Source organism: Agrobacterium sp. CGMCC 11546 (genome assembly GCF_013365515.1).
In the GTDB taxonomy this organism is placed as follows: domain Bacteria; phylum Pseudomonadota; class Alphaproteobacteria; order Rhizobiales; family Rhizobiaceae; genus Agrobacterium; species Agrobacterium fabrum.
The window spans coordinates 1,294,810-1,316,052 of the sequence record NZ_CP047387.1 but is presented as its reverse complement, the minus strand read 5'-3'; the positions used below and the strand labels follow the sequence as shown (position 1 = coordinate 1,316,052).

Genomic DNA, 21,243 nt, shown 5'->3' with positions numbered 1-21,243 from the left:
TATTTAGCTTCACTGGTAACTCTGGAGGTTCGTGTACTCGATTGGCTTCGACCACGAGTATTTGCTTTGAAAACGAGAAGGATTGACGCTGAAAGTGATAGCCAAGGCGTCGGCATAATCGGGCGAACGACCGAGACGCTTTTTCAGCGCCTTCTTCTCTTCAAGTTTGATCTTGCCAGAACCGTCATCATAAGTCGGTGTGACAAGCTCTTCGATAAGCCGCTGATGATTGGGAATGGAGATGTTTTCTGTCTGAAACCATTCGCGCATCTCAAACCAAATCTGGTCACGGACACGATGATAGCGGTCGGGGTTGCGTGTTGGCGTTCCGGCGAAAATGCAGGAATGAACGGGAAGACCGAAGTCTTTCAGATTGCTCCAAACACCGTGACCAAGACCGGTCGCATCAACGGCGATCATGGATGGTCGAATGTTCTTCGGCGTGGACTGATAAAGGTCTCTGACCTTGTACGCCAACTGTGTCGGATCAAGTCCGCGCCATTCCTCAAAGCCCAACAGCAAATTGTCATGGCGCATTGCCAGCACGGAACTGTCCTTACCAGCGCCAGCCGGATCAAGACCCCATATGACAGGGGCATTCGAGGCAGGAACGACTTCTGTGTTGAGAATGGCGGTTTCGATCCATTCCCGACTGATCAAGCCGTCAATATCGGAAAGCGGGAACTCGCCAAGGACCATGACGCGATATTCGCGGCTGAGCGGCCCCCCGTAATTCTTTGCAAGCTGTTCGAAGGTTTTCGGATCGAAATGCGGGCTGTCCTTCATCTGCCCATGGACTTGGGTCCATTCATCGCGAATGTCTGGATCGCAGTGAGTGCGCCAGAAGAAGCCGCTTGCCTTGGAAGGGTTCGAGACGAGACAGAGCTTTGCGTTCGGATCGGTAAGGATGTTCAGCAGCGCGCCAGTGAAAACGGCGTCGTCAATACCGGAGGCTTCATCCACAATGACGAAGTTGTTGTGGGCATGAATACCACGGGCATTGTCGGGCTTGTCGCCGCTTGCCAGACGATATTCGGCAAAACAGGAACTTGGATTGACCGTGCGACTGATACGCGTTGCCTGAACGTCAAAGCTCTCTTTGAAGATCGGAGACATCTTTCCGTGGAGTACCTGGAGTTCTTTCCAGATACCGCCGCGTAACTGCGGCTCTGACGGTCCAAAGATAGAAACTTGAATCTGATCGTGGGTGATCAGCGCCCACCAAGTCACAATGGCTTCCGCATGCGTCTTGCCAAATCCGACACCACCGCGAAAGGTAATGGTGCGTTTGGTACGGAAAGCTTCACAGAATTCGATCTGTTTCGGGGTAAGGGTAGAGCCAAAAACCTGAAGCGCGAAAACGGCAATGTCTTCGCGATAAATGTCTATAAGTGCTGCTAATTCGTGTAAATTTTCGTCTTTATTCGCCATCCGATATTTAGCGGAATGGCAAACTCAGTCAGATTTTCGGTTGAGGAAACGGAGCAGGAACTCCCTCAAATCCTCCTTCATCTTGGCGGGATTTTTCGCGTAGTCCTTGGCAATGAGCAGCAAGGCTTCCGCGAAATACATGCCGAGTAGACCAACGGCGAACGCCACTGAATTCACTGTGGAGGGATCTGCAATGGAAAACAGATAGGCAATCAACGGAGTGACATAGGCGGCAATGATGCTGCCGATGAATCCACCGAACAGGTTCTGCCAAAGCGTTCCGGTCTTAGCCACGAAGCTTCGAACGACCGATCCGAAGAACCCTGCAATGATGTGGCTTGTCTGAAACCCGTTGCTGGCAAGGAACAGAGAGAAGGCGGCAATTGCCGCTACGATCCAATCAATCATCGTCGTCGGTGTCTTCTTCCGGCGTGATGTCGATAATATTTTCCTTGGCACCCGGCAGCTTCAGCGAATTGATTTCCGCGAGCATGCCGGCAATCGAATGGGAGTGGTTCACATTGACGTTCGTATCTGCCTTTGCTTTCGGAATGACAGCGCTCAACAGCCATTCGGCAGCTTTGAAGCGAACGCCGTCGCTGGCGTTCTTATCGTTCATAAGCGCAATCATGTTTTCCAGCGCTTCAGGCGTCGCATCCATAATGCTGTTCCGAAGTTCTTCAGGAAATTTCTTGCGCCCACCAGAGCGATTGCCCTTCTGGAAACCGATCTTCTTTAATCGAGCTATGTTCTCTTCTGACTTGCTCCATTCACTCATTAACCGCTCTGCCTCCAAATGTTTTGAGAAAGGCAAGCGCGTCATCTTCGTAAGTGAAATCGACCGTGAAAAATCCTTCATCGACTGCTAAATTAAAGTCTTCTGAAATGAGTTCTCGAACCTTTGCACCAAACTTGGAATCGATCCATTCGGCGTAAATGTTGTCCGCTTTTGCCTGTGTGATTTCGGCTTCATATCCGCGAGGAAGATGAAAAATGACTTGCATGCTTTGCTGTTCTCTGAGATTCGTTTTTCAGATATTTAGCAAAACATTGATCGGAGACCGAAATGACAACTTTCTTGGAATATTCGAAAAGCTATGAGGTTAAAGAGAACGAAGCCGTAAACGCTTTTTTGGCGGCACTTATTCGCCAAAAGAAGGCTTTCGAAACGGGCGAAACAAGCCGTCGCAGTTGGGTAAAAGAGGAAAATGGCGGCTTCCATATCAAGCTTGGAAAACTCGCAAAAACTTATCGAGTGGAAAACAAAAATGATGTCAGCGACTTCCTTCACCGGGCGGCAGTAGGCGCGCAGACAGAAGCGGACTTCAGAGCTTTGATTGAAGAAGCCTACGGCTCGTCGGACGCAGCCGCAGAAAACAAGCCAAGGCGCGGTCGTAAGCCGAAGAACGCCTGATCAATTCGGCTGTTACGCGGTTGCTGTCTTCAGATAGACAGGGCTAAGACTTGCTCAAATGACTTGATGTCAAGGTTGGAGAAGCCAGTCTCTATAGCTTCTCCAACACCAGTTGGTCAGTTCAAGAAGGTCTTCATCGCGCGGTAATCACCATCGGAGATGTAGTAGACATTTTCTTCACGTTGCTGACGACGCGCACTTGCTGGTCTGACCAAAGCTAATTCGGTTACAACGCAAAACTGGGCAACAGATCGCCTGTCCTCCAGCTCTTCGTCTGCACCAAATTGCTCATGGCTTGCCCCGAATAGATAGTATGTTCCCCGGAATGAGCCTTCCGGGTCGGAGGTTGGAATCGCGATTCCCAACTGGAAGTACTTTCCTTCGATCCAGCATTCGGCAGGCACTACGTACATTGGCATGCACGCGCCTGTCTCAATTAGCGCCTTGTGCGTCCTTTCACCAAGGCGCTTGGTGAAGCTGAGGACGGTTTTCTCCGCTATATTTACGCGGAACCGACTTGATACGTTTTTATAACCACTGCCCAGATCGTTGACATCGATCAACATTTTTTCTTCCTTATAAAAAATCATTTTCTTTAAGTGGGCACTTGGCACTACGCCAAATCCCTAAATTAGGATGCCTTGAAATGAATTCTTGTCAACAAAAAAGCCCCCGCAAGAAGGCTTTTACAGGGGCGTGGAATATCAGCTTTCAGTCAAGAACAGGGTGATTGCGCCAATGATGGCGACTGATTTCAGTTGAGCGAACATGTCGGTATTTAGTGGATACTTCGATAATTCAAACGCTCTTTGAACAGACCCGTGATACGAGTAGATCACTAATGCGCAACTTTTTGTCGAATTTTGGGAGTGGATATGAACTACAGTTTCACGCCGGGAACGCCGGGGGTCTACGATATTGGAGCGCTACAAAGCTTCGTTGATAGTTTGGAGACCGATGAAGAACAGCACCATTCGATGGTTGTTCTTCTTAACCTCAAGAATCTCAACGGCTACGTGAATGATTATGCTTCGGCGGTTGGTCTACGTCGCTATGTCCAAGGTCTACGGGAAGAGGTTCTACATAATGTGGCATCAGGCACTTTGGATTTCACAAATCAAATGCACATGTTGAAGAATTGGGACGAGATGGCTGGAAGGGAGGCGAGCATGACGGTCTATCATGTCGGGAAAACCCTAGAGCAAATCAAAGACAACTTACGATTCACAAAAACGATAGCGTCGGACTCGGACAGCGATGCGTTAAGAAGAGCCTCAAGCGAATTGGAGCGGGCGTTCCCAAATTTCGAGATTGCTAGGAATGCAGCTGGACACAGGGCTGAGGCATTCGCATCGCTGGAACGTATGAAATCGAACGCAATCGATGTCGAAGAAGGGAAGAAATTGCTAATAGGCAGCATGGACGGCGATGAGTACGTGACGACTTTCAAGAAAAAGCTACTTAAAGTGCCGCTCACAGAAGAAGCGCGGCGGCGGCTAAATGGTGTTGTGGCGTTGATTTATTCGGCATTTCCAAAACTCCAGTCGATGTTGCCGCCACTTAATTTTGGGGTTCAGGCATCAGCCGGCAATGAAGCGCCATCCGGAAAGCTGTGAGCATAAAAAAATTTCTGGATGACCTGATAAAAATAAGCAGGAATCGAGCAGGGGGTGGTGGGGGTGCGAGTCACCCCCTGATGATTTTCGATGTTTCCGTGGATTGTCAGCGATCAAGCCGACTTGACGTTCAGACTGTTGTCATTCGCGCTACCAATCGTCTTGCTGTTCTTGAAGATATGATCAGCAACCCTAACAGCATCTCTGTCTTGACCGTGCCCAAACATGTGGCGATTTGCGGTTAGGATTTGGATTACTTCGCCATAGGAACAACCCGACTTCTTCAGATCAACGCCAGCCTGATAGAAGTGCTTTCCGCCTTTACCCAAGCCGGGAGCAATCGACCATTTTTGCAGGATGTCTTCGACAGTTTCTTTGTCTGCTGTCTTCCCTGAAGAGACAGCATCTTCTTTGGAATTGCCGAACTCAATCTGAACACGGTTGAGATATCTTTCCGTGTCGAGGAACGACACCTTGTACGTCATCATGTCGGTCCACACAGTCCCGTCGATGAACAGATCACCTTTGAAATTCGACACGCACGGCATGCTAATTCGCTTGTTGATGCTCTTGAAACTTGAATCGATTTCGAATGCGTCAACAAACTTTTGCAAGATATCGGCATGGATGAGTTTGAAAATCTTCTGATAGTCATCACCATTCACAGCCCGATCAAGCGGAATGAACAGATGGAAGCGCTGATCCAGCGGCTGACTGCTGAAGCTGTTGGCGATGACATGCGAGAGCTTATTCTTCTTGAGGAATGCGCTTAGTTCGCTCGGGTCGCATTTGGCTTTGTCCACATCCATTTGAATGAGCTTCGTCGTCTGGATGTTGCTTACAAGCTTGTGATTGCTTGGATCGATGAAATAGCCTTCTCGCAATTGAGCGCATGCTGATTTCGACTTCAGCACGATGTTTTTGGAATAGTGCTGCATGGTCATGACCAGTTCCTGCCATGACGCAGAAACGATAATCGGCTCTTCGCAATTGGCGCGGCTCCATTGGCGAATGAGGAAGTTTTCGTACTGGTATTGATTTTTCGCTTCGTTGCTTTCCATTTTGTTTCTCTTGTTCCTTTTTTGACTTCTTTCGTTGGCGGTCATGGCTTTTGGCTTTTCGCTCCGAAGTTCTTCTAAACCGATGTCGAAGAACTCTGGTTCACCTGCACATGCCTCCCCAAACATGTCATGCAGCGCCATAGCAGACCGCTGATCAAGCACGATGATGGTGACGTGGCTGGAACTGGAATAATCGCGGTAGCTGGTTCTGGAGGCGAACTGGTATTGCGCGGCATAAGAAACCGCCATCTTCACGTCTTCGGATTGCATCTCGAAAAACTCACGCTTGAAGTTGTAGACGTAAGTTGGCGGATTGATCGGAGTGAGATGAATGGCGACATTGATGTGCTGGAAGCCGTTAATGCCCTTTGCAGAAGGGTCCAAGCGTTGCGACAAGCCGGTTTGATCGTGGAGCCATGTATAAGGCGTGATTGCATTGCCATCCTCATCCTTGGCTTTCTTTACACAGTAGATGTGCGGCGTATTCGGGAAGGCTGCATCGAAAGCCATGGCAACACGGTTTAGAAAATCCTGATAGCCAAGCCTTTTATAGTCCGCCCATGTGTCCAGTTCGTCGGATAGGTAAAGGATATGAACCAAACCTTTTTGACCCTCTGGCAGAGAGCGGAGGAAAGGCTTCATTTCATCATTTTCAACGAAATCGACTTTCTTGTGCCATGCAAAATAGGTCTCAGATTGTTCGAAACCAGCGCTCATAATGGTGACGGATTTGTAGCCCGACAGAACGGAAGGTTGCATCACCACTTGAAAGCGGAGCTTCATATCCTTGACCGTCTCAGGATCGTCCTTCAGCGCATCCTTGTAAGCTTTCAATGACGATCCACGAATAACTACCTCGTAGTCAGCGGATTTCATGGTTTGAGACAGTTCGAGAAGCTTTTGAGATGGAACGAAGGCTTCATCATCGTCAAATGTCGAAAGCAGGTCGGCAATCTCTTTCGTATAGGTCATTTTATAATAGAGATGGCTATCGGAAATGATGTCATCGGGAAACAATGAAAGCAGGATGCTTTGAACGATCTGAAGGGAAGATTTCAGCTTGATCGTCTTTTCAATCTTCGGCTCTTCATCGATATAAAGATCGTAATTTTCAGTGCCGTTAATCTTCTTCATTGCGACGGAATGATCCACGATTATGATTTCATGGTCGTCAGCTTTAATGGCATCTCGGAAGGCTTTCGTACAATTGGAATAGGAATTTTCGTCGTCATCCTTTCCATCTTTGCCAGTGATGAGCTTCACTGAAAAACCGGCGTTCTTGAGCATTGCTGCGATTTCGCGGCTTACGGCTTTTCGGGGAGTGGCAATCACGTTGCGGGAACCGGGCTTGATGACCTTCAGCAAGGAATATGTCTTGCCGGAACCGGTTCTGGATGAGAGATATTTGAAAAGAAGTTTGGTCATAAAAATGGTCTCGTAAAATAGGCAATAAAAAGGGGTTTCCCGAAGGCGGTCCGTCAAGACCTTCAAGGAAACCCCGATATTTTTACGAGATTTTGAGTGCAGAGAAGATCAGCGGTCCTATTCGAATTGAAGACGATTAGGACTTGACGGACCTTCTCTTAACTTCAGACATATTTAGGGATTTTCGTTTCTGGAAAAGCCAGAACACAGGGTCTTAATCGAATTATTTTTGATTATTTTCCGAAAAGGGAATGTCTCGATTAAGTCTGGTCATATTAGCTTAAATTGATAGAAAAATCAATGAGAAAGATTGGTTTAAATGGATACTTCCACACTCTCGCTACGCGAGAATGAGCGAAGCTCATACGAACTGGATTTGGATAGGTGATTATATCCGCCAGTCGGCTATCCCGTTCTTTGACAGGCTGAAAGAAGATATTGGTTGTTTTAGATTCTTAAAAAAAAGATGTCACGATTAGTATATAATAAAAAAATGCTATTATACAAAACGTGATATGTTTTTTTCAACCTGTACATAAACGAAATAGCCGACTGATCAAATCATAGGACCATGAGCGAAGCGAATTCGAGCCGTAGGCGAGAGTTGTTAAGGTCAACTAATCAACCCTGTTCAAGTAGCTATTCAAACCCTTTCCGAAAACCAGTAGCTTCTCAAATTTCCTTAAATCTAATATTTCAAAACCCCTGTAAAATAAGGCTTTCCGGCTGCTTAAAAAACGTCTTTTTTAGCGAAAGGTACAATCTTACCCCCGCCGAAAAATAAAAACGCTCTCAGTTTAGGGAAATGAACCAAAACCCCTTATTTTGCAGGGCTTGTAGCGTCTCATATGGGTAAACCGTAGCAAGACAATTCCATGAGACACTTTTCGCGTCTTATTAGGGTTGATTTCAGTATTCCGAGACAGTATGACTCAAACATCTGGAACCAAATGAGACAAAAGGGCGTCAGATGTCAGTCATATACGGATATGCCAGAGTGTCGGCATCGGATCAGGATTTGACCTTGCAAGAAGAGGCCCTCCGATCAGCCGGGGCAACGCTTATTCTGAAAGAGAAAAGAAGCGGCACCACAACACAAGGCAGAGAAGAGCTTTCCAGACTGCTAGATTTCGTTCGGGAAGGTGACACCATCATCATTACCCGTATCGACCGTCTAGCGCGCTCTATAGCCGATCTATCCGCTATCGTGGACCGCCTGAAAGCCAAGGGTGTTTCACTGAAGGCAACTGAACAACACATCGACACCAGCACTCCAGCCGGAAACGCTTTTCTTCAGATGCTTGGTGTATTCGCTGAATTCGAAACAGCCCTCCGGAGCGAACGCCAACTGGAAGGAATTGCCAAGGCGAAGAAGAATGGCGTCTATAAAGGCAGGAAAGCCACTGTGGATGGCACCAAGATCAATGAGCTAATGGCGGCTGGTAAAGGTCCGACCGAGATAGCCAAAACCCTTGGGATCGGTAGAGCAACTGTCTACCGATATCTTGAAGCGAAAGCATGACTGTTCAATATTGTTGAACAATATGGATAGTTTGTTCAACAATAGTGGAATGTGCGGAAAAGTGTGGGCGTTGGCGGCGCGGGCTGGATTCGTGGTCATTACTCTTCAGGTGGCAGACAGTGCTTGTAAGAAATATCGTTAATGACCCTGAATGAGAAATTGGCGGGACTTGATTTTATCAACTTCACCTTCTCTCCAACATGACGACACAACCGATGAATAGTTTCAACTTGTACGTCACATCTAGAGCCAAGGATTACCTTTTTTAGCATCATTCGCGACGAGAAATTATGAAAATAAAATCCCGTCACTAAGTCTGGGTTCTCGAGAGGTACAAATTTCCGATATTCTTTTTCATATTGCCATTGATCGAACTTCATTTTGCTCAGTCGTCTTAGGTCTTCGCTGGACAGCTTAGATAGTGAATCCTTTTCAAAAGTACTGAGCGTTGGACGTTCTTTCCGATAATCAATCCGCTCCCAATCATCTGCGGCGCATCGAAACTGCAAACATATTCCTTTGTGTTTATCCGCATAATGTCCCCAAAGAAGCGGCTCTTGCCAACTGGTACTCATACAAATTATTCCAGTTGATTCGTCCAAATCCTCTTTCAAGGATTGTAGCTCTGTAGAACGCCCAGCATTTTTCATCGAAATTCCCAGAAAATCAAATGGATCATTGAGTTCCGTAAATCTCGCGATTTTAATGCGCTTGTCTCTCAAACTCTGTAGCGCATAGTCTTTGCTCGTGTAGTAGTATAATGTTTTGGAAGCAGACGGCAATATAGCGATTTTCTTCAAATTTTCGCACTCCTCCAAATATTCCTTACGCCTGTTCAATAGTCACTTATTTTCATCGATTTTTCAAATTTTCCAGATCTATAAACCGCATCAAAAAACTGTTCGCGGAGCCAACTGGATAATCTCTTAATTTCGTCCTCAACATCACTACTAATATATACCTCTACAAACCCGCTGTTCACATCAAACTTACGAGTTATTCCAGCTTTCCTCAATTCTTGATTTTGAAGAATTGCTTCGGAAATTTCATGAAACCAGTGTTCGATATCTTTGCCAAATACAAACGTAGATTTTTGCAAGAGGTCAAGAAAATCGGCATAAGCAGGTTCATTATAATTTTGACCGTGGTAGCGCTTTCCGAATGCGATAAACTCTTCGTAGATTTTGTATCGCTCTTCGAACAGGCTTAGGCGATAGGTCTTCTGAGCCGTCTTTTCCGCCAACTCGTGTTGTTGCTGAAGTAAGTCGGATTGCTCGTTTATCGTTCTCAACTGTTTATCAATAACCTCTTGATTTTCCGCAAATTGATCTCGCGTTTCAGTCAATTCCTGTCTCTGCGTAAGGACAGCCGCTACGAGCCAAATGAATGCAAGAGGTGAAAAGACGCCAGCGATGAAATCACCGACTTCGTTCAGGTTTGGCGACGATAAAAAATCCCATATTTTCCAGAAATCAACCTTCCAGACGATGAACGTAATGTATGCAATCGTGACAACGAAAGCGATGATAAGCCAATTTATCCGGTTCCAGAGCTTCTTCATGACTATCAATTCATACCGTGTTCAGCGACTGTTTTTATTTTTGGTCGAGATCGAGGTCGGATTGGATAAATCGACCCGCCATTTTGATCCGGTTCGCATAGGAAGCGAAGGCTGGTCTTCTGTGCCTCCGTTGACCATTTCGAAATTCTTGATCAAGAATTTCGTATCCGATCTGAGAAATATGGCTAAGGGCGTTCCACTGAGCGTTGTTATGTAAATTGACCTTATCTCTAGAAGCTGCTGACAGAGGTTTTTCAAAATATCCGCTTACTATTCCATAGAGTTCTCTAATATTGTGCCCTTCAATTGCGAGAGCTAAAAGTGAACCCTTACCTCGGAAAGAGCCGTCAATCGACTCTTTGCTGTCCAATGGGTTCCCCTTCAAAAATGCGACAATCATAGGAAATATTAACACCGTCTCGACTGGAAACGGTTCATCCCACGTCGAGCAAATCACAGAAAGTAAATCAATAGCCTTCTCGATTTGACGGATTTCCATGCCGGACTGCGTACAGACTTTCGAAATATATGTGGCTTCGTCAACTTCAATGGACATTGTCCGTTTGTCATCCGCCATGCTTGACGTGTTCAGAAGGAATTTTACCATTTCTAGGCGGTCTGGTGCCGCAAGCATGTAAGAGCGATCAAAAAACCTTGCCAGATAATGGCGGCTATCGAACTCATTTCCGTAAACGGCTTTGATTGAATTCGCCAATTGCGTTGTGTCAGTGGCTAGAACGAACACAACATTCTCAACCTCGAACAAGTGCTTGATCCGCTCTAGCATTTCGATTGCGTAGGTCGGGCGGCAGCGGTCCAGTTCGTCAATAAGAATGAAAAACGGTGACTTAAAATCTACCCCTGACAGGGTCTTCACAGCATTTGCCAAGCTCGCTTGGAAATTATCGAGGCTGACTTTCGCTTCGTTGAACTGTGCTAACTTTCGTTCGGCAAACTTGTCGATTTGTGCTTGGGTGAATTTAATCACTTCACCTGTTGCGTCATCCACCACTGCTTCGACTGCGACTTTTCCGGAGACGATCTCCTTTGCTGTTTCAGCAAGCTCTCCGGCAGCTTCACCCACGACATAGGTCGTCGCCCGTTTTGCGATGCCTTTGCCGATGAGAAGGGACATCTTTCCCACGTTACGACGGAAGTTTTTTGTAGCGGTTTTGATCCTTCTTTTTGCTGAACGATCCTTTGAGTGAAAATTTGTCAGAAACCGATCGAATTCAGCGACAACGGCTGTCAACGGATCATCCGAAAAGTCGTCTCGCCATGCATCGATCATAATCACTGGATGTCCAGCTTCTTTCAGGTCAGCAAATAGCCCTTTCATAAAAAAGGTTTTGCCTTCACCCCACGTCGCATCAATATTGAGGACATATGATCCGGTTTTGCCGCGTCCAATTCTCTCAGCAACCCGCTGCTGAAGAAACCTGATTATATATTCCGACTCTTCAGCCCGCCCAAGTTTATCGTGGTTCTCGATCCAATATGACAAGTTCAGCCCGCCTGATATGTAATCTACCCAACATGAACTAAATCATGCGTTGAGTTTGGCTTGCAATACTATTTTTGCGGGGGATAGCTCCCTTTTCCAGATATGCCCAGATTACTGCTAATGCAGTGAGCGCGATGACCGAAGCAAGCACTACCGAGAGCACACCCTGCGCAGTGACTTCGAGTCCCAGGAATTTTATGGTGATCTTGGGCATTGGGCGCACCTTTCCATTAAAAAACAAATGAAGGTGCTGCTTGCTGCTTCGCAGTTTGGCGACAAATGGTTGTTGGGTCAACCAGTAGATTGAAACCGAATTTTAACCAAAATAAATTGTGCGTAGTGGCTTCGGTAGGCAGTTTAACCGCTTTACTTTCCTGATGCCTTTTCACACGCTCTACCTCCAAATGTTGATGGACGCCTTATTGTCTCTAGGGCGCTTCAGAAGTAAAGCCTACTATATATAGTATTAACTCATTCTTGCCGCTAGTCCCCGCCAAGGCGCTTCCCCATCTCAGCCAGCTTCTCCAAATCGCGTTTAGTCAGCTTCAGCATTTCTTGCGTGAGGCTCTTAGCGTCCTTCAGCATAGCTTCGAATTCAGCAAATCGTTGATGGTCCATGGTCGTGGTTCTCCTGTCTGTCGATTGATGGCAGGAGTATTTAGATTTTTGACGTGTTTGCGCGACACCCTGCACATAATCCAGTCGTTGAAATAGGCAGGGTCCAAAAGGACATCGTGATCGAATTGGGCTTTCGCTTCGAAGTAGCCACATTCTGAAGATGACCGGCACAGATGCAGGATTTCGCGCTTGAAGCCATCTGGACCGTTTGCGGCAACCAGTTCTTTCAGGGTCGTGTTGCTGCCGTAGTAGGTTTGCCAGTCGCTCTCTGTGATCTTCGAGCGCTTGCGGGATTTACCTTTCAGCGGGGGAAGGGTGCGTTTTGACCGGAAGGCTTTGCGACCGATGTATTTGCGACCGGTGGCAGTCTCGGTGATGAGATAGACGAAGCCGTAGAAGTTTGAGATGTCAGCGGAAGTGAATTCCTTTCCTTGATAGAGCCACATGAAAAATACCCTGATAAAGGGGTATTTATGCGGGCAACAAAAAAGGCTTCGGGAAGGAGAGAACCCGAAGCCTTTTAAGCGGAGAATAATCCATGCTGACTGAATTGCAGGATCGTCTCTATTTAGCTGTTTCTTGCGCTTGAGATTTGAGCGCCCGAATATAGGCGTCACCTTCATCGAGATAGTTTTGGACAACTGTGGCTTCTCTTTCTGGTGCACGAACAACGTCCCAAAAGTTCATGAACCTTGCGCACTTAATGCCGACTATGAACAGAACAAGAATTGCAGCGATGAAAAGAGGAACTGAGACTGTGGACATCAAGAATTCCTTGCCATTGCGTAGCCAACATAGAAGACGACCAAACCGAGTATCGCCGCCTCATACCAAACCATTGTGATTGAGGTCATGGAAGCTGGTCCTTCTTTGGATAGATCGGATCGATTAAAGCCGCCCTAGCTTTTGCTAAAAGCTCTTCTGCCTTGACCCTGTGCGGGTATGCTCGACTGAAACAGCCTGTTGCAATTTTCTGATCATCAGGGTTTTCAAGCGCTCTGTCGTAGTGCTCTAGTGCAGCGTCAACTTCTTGAATTGCGCTCTGTGCCAGACTTGCTGCCGGATTGTCGTTCGGGGTAGCTTCCTCGAAAATTTGAGTTGCTTCATCTTTGATAATGGTCAGTTTTTTACGATCATTTTCGATTGCCCTTTCAATGAAAGAGGGCACTTTGGGGTTATTGGTTTTATTCATTGGTATTTCCTATTTTAGTCGAGAAGGGCGACTTCAGCCCAAATTCGTTGGCGGTTTCGTTTGTGGTCTAAGGCTGCTTCGAAGTAGCCGAATTCCTTGCACCAGCCGATTAGCCGGTCGTATTCATAGAAAAAATTCTCTCGTGCCTTTCTGTCGTACACGAGCGTTTCGAGGGTGATGTTTTCCATCAGTTGCTATCCGTGGTGACGGAAACAATGACGTGTTCATGATGTAGTTGCCCTTCAGGGCTTCGCGGCGGTCATGGTCCTGTTGCTGTTTTGGGGTTAGTTTTCGTTCTCTTGTTCTTCTTTCAATGGTGCGGATGCGAGAGCCTGTAGAATTGCCTCCTTCTTCTGTTTGAGGGTGTAGCCGTTGCCAGATTTTCCATAATAATGGAGATGACCGCCTAGCGAGTGACCGCTGATGGCGGCTTTGATGCCAAGATCGACGCCACCAATTTTCAAGAGGTCATCGAGCCGGTGTCGAGCGCAATACAGGGACTTTCCGGGCGTGACCGATGCGAAAAACGGTCCTATCTGAGCGTTGAGTTTATGTGGTCCTTTCCCTGTCTGGAATGACGGGAAACCGCTTGGGAACCGTTTGAGAATTTCGACGCCTTCAGCCGTACAAATCGGCAAATCCCGGTGCCTGTCTTCGCCTTTCTTGACGAAAGCGCGCAAAGAATTTGGACCGATTTTTATGTGTGGCGTTTTGGCTGAAGCGTGAAGGTCGTCGGCTGTAAGCCAGCACAGTTCCTTCGGACCACATCCGGTGATCAGCGCGAGCCGAATGATGGCTTTCGCTTCGTCACTCATAGAAGACGAGGGGAGTGCTTCTTCAATCTTCCTGACTTCGCTTTCCAAAAATGCGCTACGCTTACCCGAATCCTTGATTTTGATCTGCAATCCGTCCATCGCAGTGAACGTTTGCTGATAGTTCTTTTTCAGCACGGCTTTCAGGATTTTCCGCACTGTGGAAATCAGACGTTCGCCGTGTTCCGATTGGAATTTTCTTTGAGTCACATCGGTTTTGACTGAGAGATGGTAATCGGAAGCTATTGCTTCGTTGATCTCCAGAATATCAAGGTCGCCCATACGCGTGATAAAGTCTGAAACAGCCCGCCCGTAGCGTTTGATCTTCTGATCGGCGTCCCATTCGTTCAGATCAATCGTGAACTCTGGCGTGATTTCCAAGTAGCGTTCATAGGCTTCCTGAAGCTTCATACCGGGCGGCTTTTCTGCTCCAGCATTGGCAGCGATATCCAATGGGGTAGGGTGGCTTAGGAATTGGGTTGCCGCCAGTCGAGATGCCATTTCGCGAACGCTTGAGGCGATTTCCTGAAGGTACAGTTCACCGGAGCTTTTGTAGGCGTACTTATGCTTCTCCGCGTACTCGATCACGTCAGCGAAGGTGTGACCTGCTTTGACTGGCAATTCACCCTTCATCACCGCGTTGTCACTAGCGGTGACAAGCTCCAACCGCATAACGGCGTCGGCGTAGTTTTTTGTATCGAGTGAGCGCCAAATCTGGCTTCCCTTCATCTCGGGAAACCGATGGCGGTGACGCGGGGCAATATTCCGCACGTAGTAATATGTGTCGCCCCTGAGAAACAGATATTTGGGTCTCTTTACCTTTGCTGTTTGGGTTCTGGTCATGAAATTAACTCGCAATAAAATAGTCGCGGGTCTCCCCGACCCGTTCAAACACTCTCAAATTTTTTGATGATGCTAAGTTTCTAGCACTTTCGAGCCAAGATGTCAATAACGCTTTGATATCGCTAAATAATTCGTTTTCAAAACAAGTTTTTGCGTCGAAATTACGCTGGAAGTGGGTGGGGAAAATTATTGACGATTTTATTAGCAGGATAAGGGTGTCAGAAGACCTAAATCGCGTCTGAATCAGTGTCCGTATTTCTATTAAGTCACTGTAAAATAATGATTTAATTTCCATTCGCATGGAGCGAGACCTCTTCCAAAGACCACCCGGTTCGTAACCGGGGTATGGTCGACGGTTCCCTGACCCTGCACCTCGTCGGCGATCAGGACGTTGCGTTTGTCGAGGAAGAGGATGCGGAACTGCTCGCGCGTCTCATGGGCCATGGCGGCATGGCAATAGTCGATCACCGACGACCAAGAGCCGAGAACCTGCTTATTGCGAATTTCGCTTTTCAGCATGCGCTGGGAAACGGAGGCGACGAGCTTTAGATCAAGCGCCACGGCTTCGCCGACCCCCTTCACTTCCTGCAACAGCGGCAACGGGGCGCCGAGTACGCTGCCGAGCGTTCCGAAACGGGCGATGAGCGCCTTGGCAATCGGTTTGGTGTCGCGTCGCGGGATCAGCCGAAACAGCAGAAGTTCCAGCAATTCATAATCGGCAAGTGCTGCATCACCACCATCGCGATAACGTGTCCGCAGCCGGTCGCGGTGGCCGTGATAGTGAGCGGCATCCGCTTCCTGTTCTGTGGCAGTCACGGCCCGCGCGGCCTTCTTTGGCGCGCTTCGCGGTTCGGCGAAAAAGCCGCGCTCATCCGCCCCGTTGAACAGATCGCCTTCGCCAGCCTCAAAGCCTGACGTCGGGGAAAGATCGGCGGAAGGCAGGGCAGGGCGTTTTGCCATAGGCGGTCTGGCCTTATGCGAGCGGCGGCAGGCCCGGGCGATCGAAGCCGCCCGGCGACAACGTGAAGATTTCACAGCCGGTGGCCGTGACGCCGACGGCATGTTCATATTGCGCGGAGAGGGAGCGGTCGCGGGTCACCGCCGTCCAGCCGTCGGAGAGAACCTTCACATGCGGCTTGCCGAGATTGATCATCGGCTCGATGGTGAAGATCATGCCCTCGCGGATTTCCGGGCCTTCATTCGGCTGGCCGTAATGCAGGATATTGGGCGTGTCGTGGAACAGACGCCCGACGCCGTGGCCGCAGAAATCACGCACCACGGAGCAGCGTTCCGCTTCCGCATAGGCCTGGATCGCCGCGCCGATCGCGCCGGTGCGTGTGCCGGGCTTCACTGCCGCGATACCGCGCATCAGGCATTCATAGGTCACTTCCATCAGCCGCTCGGCGGCGCGCTTGATCTGGCCGACAGGATACATGCGGCTCGAATCGCCATGCCAACCATCAAGTACATAGGTGACGTCGATATTGACGATATCGCCATCACGCAGCGGCTTTTCATCCGGAATGCCGTGGCAGACGACGTGGTTGATCGAGGTGCAGACGGATTTCGTGTAACCGCGATAATTCAGCGTGGCCGGCAGCGCGCCGTGGTCGGCGCCGAATTCGAAGACGAAACGGTCGATGGCGTCGGTCGTCACGCCGGGCTTGACGATCGCCGCCAGCTCATCGAGGCACCGCGCCGTCAACTGGCACGCCTTGCGCATGCCATCGAAATCCTCAGGGGTATAGAGGCGGATGACGCCCGTGTTCTTGAGGGGGGCGGAGGCTGCGTCGATATAGGTGACCATCATAGTGCTTTCTGTGTCTTTACGTCCCTGTTCATAAAACAGCCGGACGCCATTCGTCCATCTTAACCGTTCCGCTGACCGAAATTTGTGTCGGCGAGACCGCGCATTTCACCGCATAGGCCTCCACACCGCGTGCCATCGCCCGCTGAAACGCCAGTGCATAGATGGGGTCGAGATCGGCGCAGATGCGCATCCGCTCGCAATCGTCGCGCTGGATGAGATAGAGCATCACTGAGCGGTAACCAGCTTCCGCTGCGTCACCCAGTTCCTCCAGATGTTTGGCGCCACGTTTGGTGGCTGTATCAGGAAATTCGGCAAGACCCTTCTCGCGCATGAAATGCACGTTCTTCACTTCCACATAGGCATCCGGCCGACCAGGTTCCGACAGCAGGAAATCGATGCGGGAATTGCGGCCGTATTTCTGTTCGCGGCGGATTGTCGAATAGCCGGCCAGTTCCGGGATGCGGCCATTCAGGATCGCTTCTTCCGCCAGCCGGTTCGGCATGCCGGTATTGATACCGACCACGGTGCCATCGGCCTCGACCATTTCAAACATGTGCCGGTACTTGCGGGTCGGGCTGTCATGCTCGGAGAGCCAGATACGGGAGCCCGGTGTCGTCAGCCCACGCATGGAGCCGGTATTGGGGCAGGAGCCGGTAATCGCCGTGCCGTCCTCCAGAACGGCATCGAACAGGAAACGCTTGTAGCGGGAAATCAGTGTGGCGGGAATGAGCGGAGGCGTGAAGAGCATGTGGCCTGAAAAATGAGAGTGGTGGATGAGATCAGGAAAGGACGTAGGTTCCCGGCGCGTCGCCGAGCACCGGGCGCTTGCCGTCTCCCGGCTTACGCGCCTTCACCTTCTCGGTGCTCTGGCTTTCGATCCAGTTCTGCCAGTGCATCCACCAGGAACCCTTATGGGCCGTGGCGGCCGCCTGCCAGGCCTCGAAGTCTCCTGATGGTGACGGGCCTGTCCAATATTGGTATTTCTCAAGCTGCGGCGGGTTGATGACACCGGCAATGTGGCCTGACGCGCCGAGCACGAATTCCACCGGCCCGCCGAACAGCGCGGCACCCGTGAAGACCGATTTGGCGGGCGCGATATGATCGTCGCAGGTGGCGAGATCATAGACGGGTATGGTGATATCACCGAGATTGATGCGCTTGCCGGCAACGCGCATCAGCCCGCGGGCGAGATTGTTCTCGAGGTAACAATTGCGCAGATAGAAGGAATGACTGGCGGCCGTCACCCGGGTCGAATCGGAATTCCAGTAGAGGAGATCGAAGGGGAGGGGCTCGGCGCCGCGCAGGTAATTATCGACCACATAGGGCCAGATGAGGTCGGAAGCGCGCAACATGTTGAAGACGGTGGCCATGATCGAGCCATCGAGATAACCGACCGCCTGCATGTGCTTGTCCAGCGCCGCCAGCTGGCCTTCATCGATGAAGACCTTGAGATCGCCGGCATGGATGAAATCGGTCTGGGCGGCGAGCAGCGTGGCGCTGCGGATACGCTCATTGCCCTGCTGCGCATGCAGCGCCAGCGCCGAGGATAACAGCGTGCCGCCGACGCAATAACCGATGGCGTTGATTTGCTTCTCGCCGGTGCGCTCCTCGATGGTGTCGAGGGCAAAATCGATGCCCTCATTGATGTAATCGTCCCAGCCCTTGTTGGCGAGGCCGGCGTCCGGGTTGATCCAGGAGACCATGAACACGCTGTGGCCCTGCTCGAGGCACCAGCCGACGAAGGATTTCTGCGGGTTGAGATCGAGAATGTAGAATTTGTTGATCCAGGGCGGCACGATCAGCAGCGGCGGTTTGAAGACCTTTTCCGTCGTCGGCGCATAATGGATGATTTCGCAGAGCGGGCTTTTCGCCACGACCTTCCCAGGCGTGACGGCAATGTTCTGGCCGATGACGAATTTGCTGTAATCGGTCTGGCGCAGTTTCAGATGGCCATTGCCGGCCGCGACATCCTCGGCCAGCTGCGCCATACCCTTGACAAGATTGGCGCCACTGGAGGCCACCGTCTCGCGAAAAACCTGCGGGTTGGTGAAGACGAAATTGGCCGGCGAAAGCGCCTCCGTCACCTGTCGCATGTAGAACAGCGCCTTGGTGCGGGTATGCTCATCCAGCCCATCGGCTTCCGTCACCATCCGGTCGGCGAAACCGACGGTGGTCTGGTAGGCTTTCAGCAGGAAATCGAAGAACGGATTGGTCTGCCAGTCGGCATCGGCAAAACGCTTGCTTCTGCGCTGTGCAGGGCCGCTTTCGGTCGCATTTTCCGGGGGCGAATCGGCGTCATTGGAAAACTGCACCAGCGACTTCGTCCAAAGATCGTAATAGCTGGAGAGAAGATGGGTCTGCGCCTCCAGCGACCGCTTCGGTTCGGCCATCCAATATTCGGCGACATCCGACAGCGTCTTGACCAGATCGGTTACCGGATCGGCGCTTGCCTGTGGAATTTCGCCGCGTTCGCGCGGCGCCAGCCATTCGGAGGCGGCCTTGCCGAGGTTTTCGAGCGCGCGGGCGACATTGATCGCGAAGGTTTCGGGGTCGCGGATCAGGTAGGCCTCGGCGGTACTGGCGTCGAAGCCGGGCGTTTTGCCACCCTTTTTCCCAGCCCCGCCGTCAACACCTGCCATGCACGATCCTCCACCAAATTTGTGTTTGCACATTCTGCATGAAAACGAATACAAGTTCCACCAGCAAGGGGAGGCTCGTAAAGCGCCGAACCGCAGTCGAATTCGATATCGGAAGATATCCTTACAGGCGGAACATGACGATGGGCAAGCAGATGGGCACATTCGGAACATATGCGGAAAATGCCGCGAGAATCGCTGTGCTTTCGCTTTCCTGCGCCATGCTCGCCACCACGCTTGCGGCCTGCAAGGCCCCGGAGCCGATCGTCGCACCCGCCCATATGCGCCGCCCAACGACCGAAATCGTTGGCCCGCGCCCCGTCAGCGACAACGCAGTCAGCCAGAAGCGCGATACGGGCACCTATCCGACCTTTTCCCAGCCGCTGACGGCCGCAGGCAGCCAGATGGGCGATGACGAGGCCTCCAAGATGGAAAAAAGCCTTTCGAACCTTGGTGCGGCACGGCGCAACGGCCAGATTTCGGAAGCCGAATACAAACGCCGGGTGGCCGAGCTGCGGGCGCTTGTCGAAAACCAGAAGCCGGTTGCGACGCCTGCTGCTTCGCAGTGAGATTTGACCGCGCATTTTGAACGGTTCCCGGGACTGCTCCTTGCCGTCCTCCAATACCCAAACGGACCCTTTGTCATGAGCAAGGGGCTGCATATGAAGCGAGCGGGTGCATCCTGTTTCTTCTCCCCGGCGGGGAGAAGAAACAAGCGGCGATGCCGAGCCTGCCATAGCGACATTAAAGGCTAAGGGTGCTGCCGTTCTCGGCAATCCTAACCCCTTCTTTACCCTGCCTCTGAACCATCCGCTTACCCAAGATGTTAAGCGGATGGAGGCGGTTTGTCGCTTAGGATGCGGCCATAACAAACAGGCCGCTGAAACAGCGGGGCACGGGGTGAAATATCATGAAATGCATCGCCGCTTTGCTGGTTCTTGCCGGTTTTGCGCTCGCACCCGCTCAGGCGCGGGCGCCACACATCGATTTCGGGGCATCCGCACTTCACGGGCGGTGAAAGGGCTAGTTTCGTCAGTCGTTACCAGCGGCTTCGCTCAGAACCTCGAGATCCGGCACCGTGATATGGCGGTTGTTCTCGATGCGGATGGTGCCCTCCTTGCGCAACTTAGTCATTTGCCGGCTAACGGTCTCGATGGTGAGGCCGAGGAAGTCAGCGATATCGGCGCGTGAAAGCGGCAGATCGAAGCATGATTTGTCGTCATTTTCCGGGTCGATATGGGTGGCGATCATATAAAGGAAGCTGGCAACCTTTTCCTGCGCCGATTTGCGCCCCAGCGTCAGCATCCAGTCGCGCGCCTCGTCCAGTTCTTTCAGGGACTGGCTGTGCAGCTTGCGTTCCATATCAGGCACTTCGGTGACCATACGGTCGACGATACGGCGCGGAAAAAGGCAGATCTCCACATCGGTCGCAGCTTCCGCCGTCATCTTGCTTTCCGCCATAAACGGGCGGCCAAGAAAATCCGGTGCGAATTGCAGGCCGACGATCTGCTGGCGACCGTCTGACATCATTTTCGAAAGCTTCACCACGCCGTTGAGGATGTTGCCATAGGAGGTGACGAGCTCCCCCTGGCCAAGCAGCTCATTGCCGGCTTCCAGTTTTTTGCGGCTGGAGTGACGGTTCAGGTCGCAGAGCTGCTGCGGCGTCAACGTGCTGCAGAGACCGCCGTGACGCGCCTCGCAGGAGCGGCATACGACGGGATATTCCGAATTGTGGATGGTCTTCTGCAGCGTGTCCATAAGCCTTTTCCAATGCTGGCTTTTAGGGACGAAATGCGAC

The 21,243-nt window shown here is 50.6% G+C and carries 22 protein-coding genes and 1 pseudogene; 4 read left to right on the top strand and 19 right to left on the bottom strand.

All coding sequences use genetic code 11. From position 1 onward, the window contains the following. Window positions 1–9: 9 nt before the first annotated feature. From GSF67_RS06610 to GSF67_RS06595, 4 genes are read right to left on the bottom strand one after another with little or no spacing between them, the layout of a single operon-like run. Entirely contained in the window at window positions 10–1,431 is a 1,422-nt protein-coding gene (locus GSF67_RS06610) for a hypothetical protein (protein ID WP_006313493.1), read from the bottom strand. A gap of 24 nt (window positions 1,432–1,455) precedes the next feature. After that, window positions 1,456–1,839, bottom strand: a complete 384-nt coding sequence (locus tag GSF67_RS06605) for a hypothetical protein (RefSeq protein WP_006313497.1) — start codon at window positions 1,837–1,839, stop codon at window positions 1,456–1,458. Continuing rightward, window positions 1,832–2,209, bottom strand: a complete 378-nt coding sequence (locus tag GSF67_RS06600; RefSeq protein ID WP_006313498.1) for a hypothetical protein — start codon at window positions 2,207–2,209, stop codon at window positions 1,832–1,834. Before GSF67_RS06600 ends, GSF67_RS06605 begins: the two co-directional genes overlap by 8 nt. After that, window positions 2,202–2,435: a hypothetical protein gene (locus GSF67_RS06595; RefSeq protein ID WP_006313499.1), complete on the bottom strand. Its 234-nt coding sequence runs from the start codon at window positions 2,433–2,435 to the stop codon at window positions 2,202–2,204. Before GSF67_RS06595 ends, GSF67_RS06600 begins: the two co-directional genes overlap by 8 nt. A 62-nt stretch (window positions 2,436–2,497) precedes the next feature. On the opposite strand from GSF67_RS06595, the gene GSF67_RS06590 reads away from it, so the two are divergent. Next, window positions 2,498–2,845, top strand: coding sequence for a hypothetical protein (locus GSF67_RS06590; protein WP_006313503.1), 348 nt, complete (start codon window positions 2,498–2,500; stop codon window positions 2,843–2,845). Window positions 2,846–2,961: 116 nt separating this feature from the next. Here GSF67_RS06590 and GSF67_RS06585 read toward each other — a convergent pair whose 3' ends face one another. Beyond that, window positions 2,962–3,411: a hypothetical protein gene (locus GSF67_RS06585; protein WP_035215598.1), complete on the bottom strand. Its 450-nt coding sequence runs from the start codon at window positions 3,409–3,411 to the stop codon at window positions 2,962–2,964. 309 nt (window positions 3,412–3,720) lie between these two features. Here GSF67_RS06585 and GSF67_RS06580 point away from each other — a divergent pair, with 309 nt between their 5' ends. Next, on the top strand, window positions 3,721–4,461 hold the full coding sequence (locus GSF67_RS06580; RefSeq protein WP_128821995.1) for a hypothetical protein: 741 nt from the start codon (window positions 3,721–3,723) through the stop codon (window positions 4,459–4,461). A gap of 113 nt (window positions 4,462–4,574) precedes the next feature. Here the strand turns inward: GSF67_RS06580 and GSF67_RS06575 are convergent, their stop codons facing one another. Continuing rightward, on the bottom strand, window positions 4,575–6,947 hold the full coding sequence (locus tag GSF67_RS06575; protein WP_035216743.1) for a hypothetical protein: 2,373 nt from the start codon (window positions 6,945–6,947) through the stop codon (window positions 4,575–4,577). 970 nt (window positions 6,948–7,917) lie between these two features. Between GSF67_RS06575 and GSF67_RS06570 the strand changes: the two genes are divergently transcribed. Next, the gene (locus GSF67_RS06570) at window positions 7,918–8,469 is read left to right on the top strand and encodes a recombinase family protein (RefSeq protein ID WP_006316359.1); all 552 of its coding nucleotides are present in this window, start codon (window positions 7,918–7,920) and stop codon (window positions 8,467–8,469) included. A gap of 98 nt (window positions 8,470–8,567) precedes the next feature. On the opposite strand, the gene GSF67_RS06565 is transcribed toward GSF67_RS06570, so the two are convergent. The 12 genes and pseudogenes from GSF67_RS06565 to GSF67_RS06510 all read right to left on the bottom strand — a co-directional run bounded on the left by GSF67_RS06565 (window position 8,568) and on the right by GSF67_RS06510 (window position 19,448). After that, window positions 8,568–9,269: a DUF2971 domain-containing protein gene (locus GSF67_RS06565; RefSeq protein ID WP_128821994.1), complete on the bottom strand. Its 702-nt coding sequence runs from the start codon at window positions 9,267–9,269 to the stop codon at window positions 8,568–8,570. Between the two features lie 35 nt (window positions 9,270–9,304). Then, window positions 9,305–10,030 carry a hypothetical protein gene (locus GSF67_RS06560; RefSeq protein ID WP_006316357.1) on the bottom strand — a complete coding sequence of 242 codons (726 nt, stop codon included), beginning with the start codon at window positions 10,028–10,030 and terminating at the stop codon, window positions 9,305–9,307. Between the two features lie 34 nt (window positions 10,031–10,064). After that, entirely contained in the window at window positions 10,065–11,534 is a 1,470-nt protein-coding gene (locus GSF67_RS06555) for a P-loop NTPase fold protein (protein WP_006316356.1), read from the bottom strand. A 37-nt stretch (window positions 11,535–11,571) separates the two neighbouring features. After that, window positions 11,572–11,748: a hypothetical protein gene (locus tag GSF67_RS06550; protein WP_006316355.1), complete on the bottom strand. Its 177-nt coding sequence runs from the start codon at window positions 11,746–11,748 to the stop codon at window positions 11,572–11,574. A gap of 364 nt (window positions 11,749–12,112) precedes the next feature. Next, window positions 12,113–12,793, bottom strand: coding sequence for a hypothetical protein (locus GSF67_RS06545; protein ID WP_176072011.1), 681 nt, complete (start codon window positions 12,791–12,793; stop codon window positions 12,113–12,115). Between the two features lie 209 nt (window positions 12,794–13,002). Next, window positions 13,003–13,344, bottom strand: a complete 342-nt coding sequence (locus tag GSF67_RS06540; RefSeq protein WP_006316352.1) for a hypothetical protein — start codon at window positions 13,342–13,344, stop codon at window positions 13,003–13,005. Window positions 13,345–13,358: 14 nt separating this feature from the next. Further along, window positions 13,359–13,532 (bottom strand): hypothetical protein, encoded by a 174-nt coding sequence (locus GSF67_RS06535; RefSeq protein WP_006316351.1) that lies wholly within the window; start codon window positions 13,530–13,532, stop codon window positions 13,359–13,361. A 96-nt stretch (window positions 13,533–13,628) separates the two neighbouring features. Further along, window positions 13,629–14,999, bottom strand: a complete 1,371-nt coding sequence (locus tag GSF67_RS06530; protein WP_006316350.1) for a hypothetical protein — start codon at window positions 14,997–14,999, stop codon at window positions 13,629–13,631. 306 nt (window positions 15,000–15,305) lie between these two features. Beyond that, window positions 15,306–15,959: pseudogene (locus tag GSF67_RS26285) on the bottom strand (RadC family protein); the annotation flags it as partial. Between the two features lie 13 nt (window positions 15,960–15,972). Beyond that, a complete protein-coding gene (map, locus tag GSF67_RS06520; RefSeq protein WP_169539112.1) occupies window positions 15,973–16,806 on the bottom strand; it encodes a type I methionyl aminopeptidase in 834 nt (277 codons plus the stop codon). A gap of 31 nt (window positions 16,807–16,837) precedes the next feature. Beyond that, the gene (sfsA, locus tag GSF67_RS06515; RefSeq protein ID WP_006316347.1) at window positions 16,838–17,557 is read right to left on the bottom strand and encodes a DNA/RNA nuclease SfsA; all 720 of its coding nucleotides are present in this window, start codon (window positions 17,555–17,557) and stop codon (window positions 16,838–16,840) included. Window positions 17,558–17,588: 31 nt separating this feature from the next. Beyond that, window positions 17,589–19,448: an alpha/beta hydrolase gene (locus GSF67_RS06510; protein WP_006316346.1), complete on the bottom strand. Its 1,860-nt coding sequence runs from the start codon at window positions 19,446–19,448 to the stop codon at window positions 17,589–17,591. A 38-nt stretch (window positions 19,449–19,486) separates the two neighbouring features. Between GSF67_RS06510 and GSF67_RS06505 the strand changes: the two genes are divergently transcribed. Next, window positions 19,487–20,014 carry a hypothetical protein gene (locus tag GSF67_RS06505; RefSeq protein WP_010972659.1) on the top strand — a complete coding sequence of 176 codons (528 nt, stop codon included), beginning with the start codon at window positions 19,487–19,489 and terminating at the stop codon, window positions 20,012–20,014. A gap of 463 nt (window positions 20,015–20,477) precedes the next feature. On the opposite strand, the gene fnrN is transcribed toward GSF67_RS06505, so the two are convergent. Further along, a complete protein-coding gene (gene fnrN, locus GSF67_RS06500; protein WP_006316344.1) occupies window positions 20,478–21,203 on the bottom strand; it encodes a transcriptional regulator FnrN in 726 nt (241 codons plus the stop codon). Window positions 21,204–21,243 lie beyond the last annotated feature (40 nt).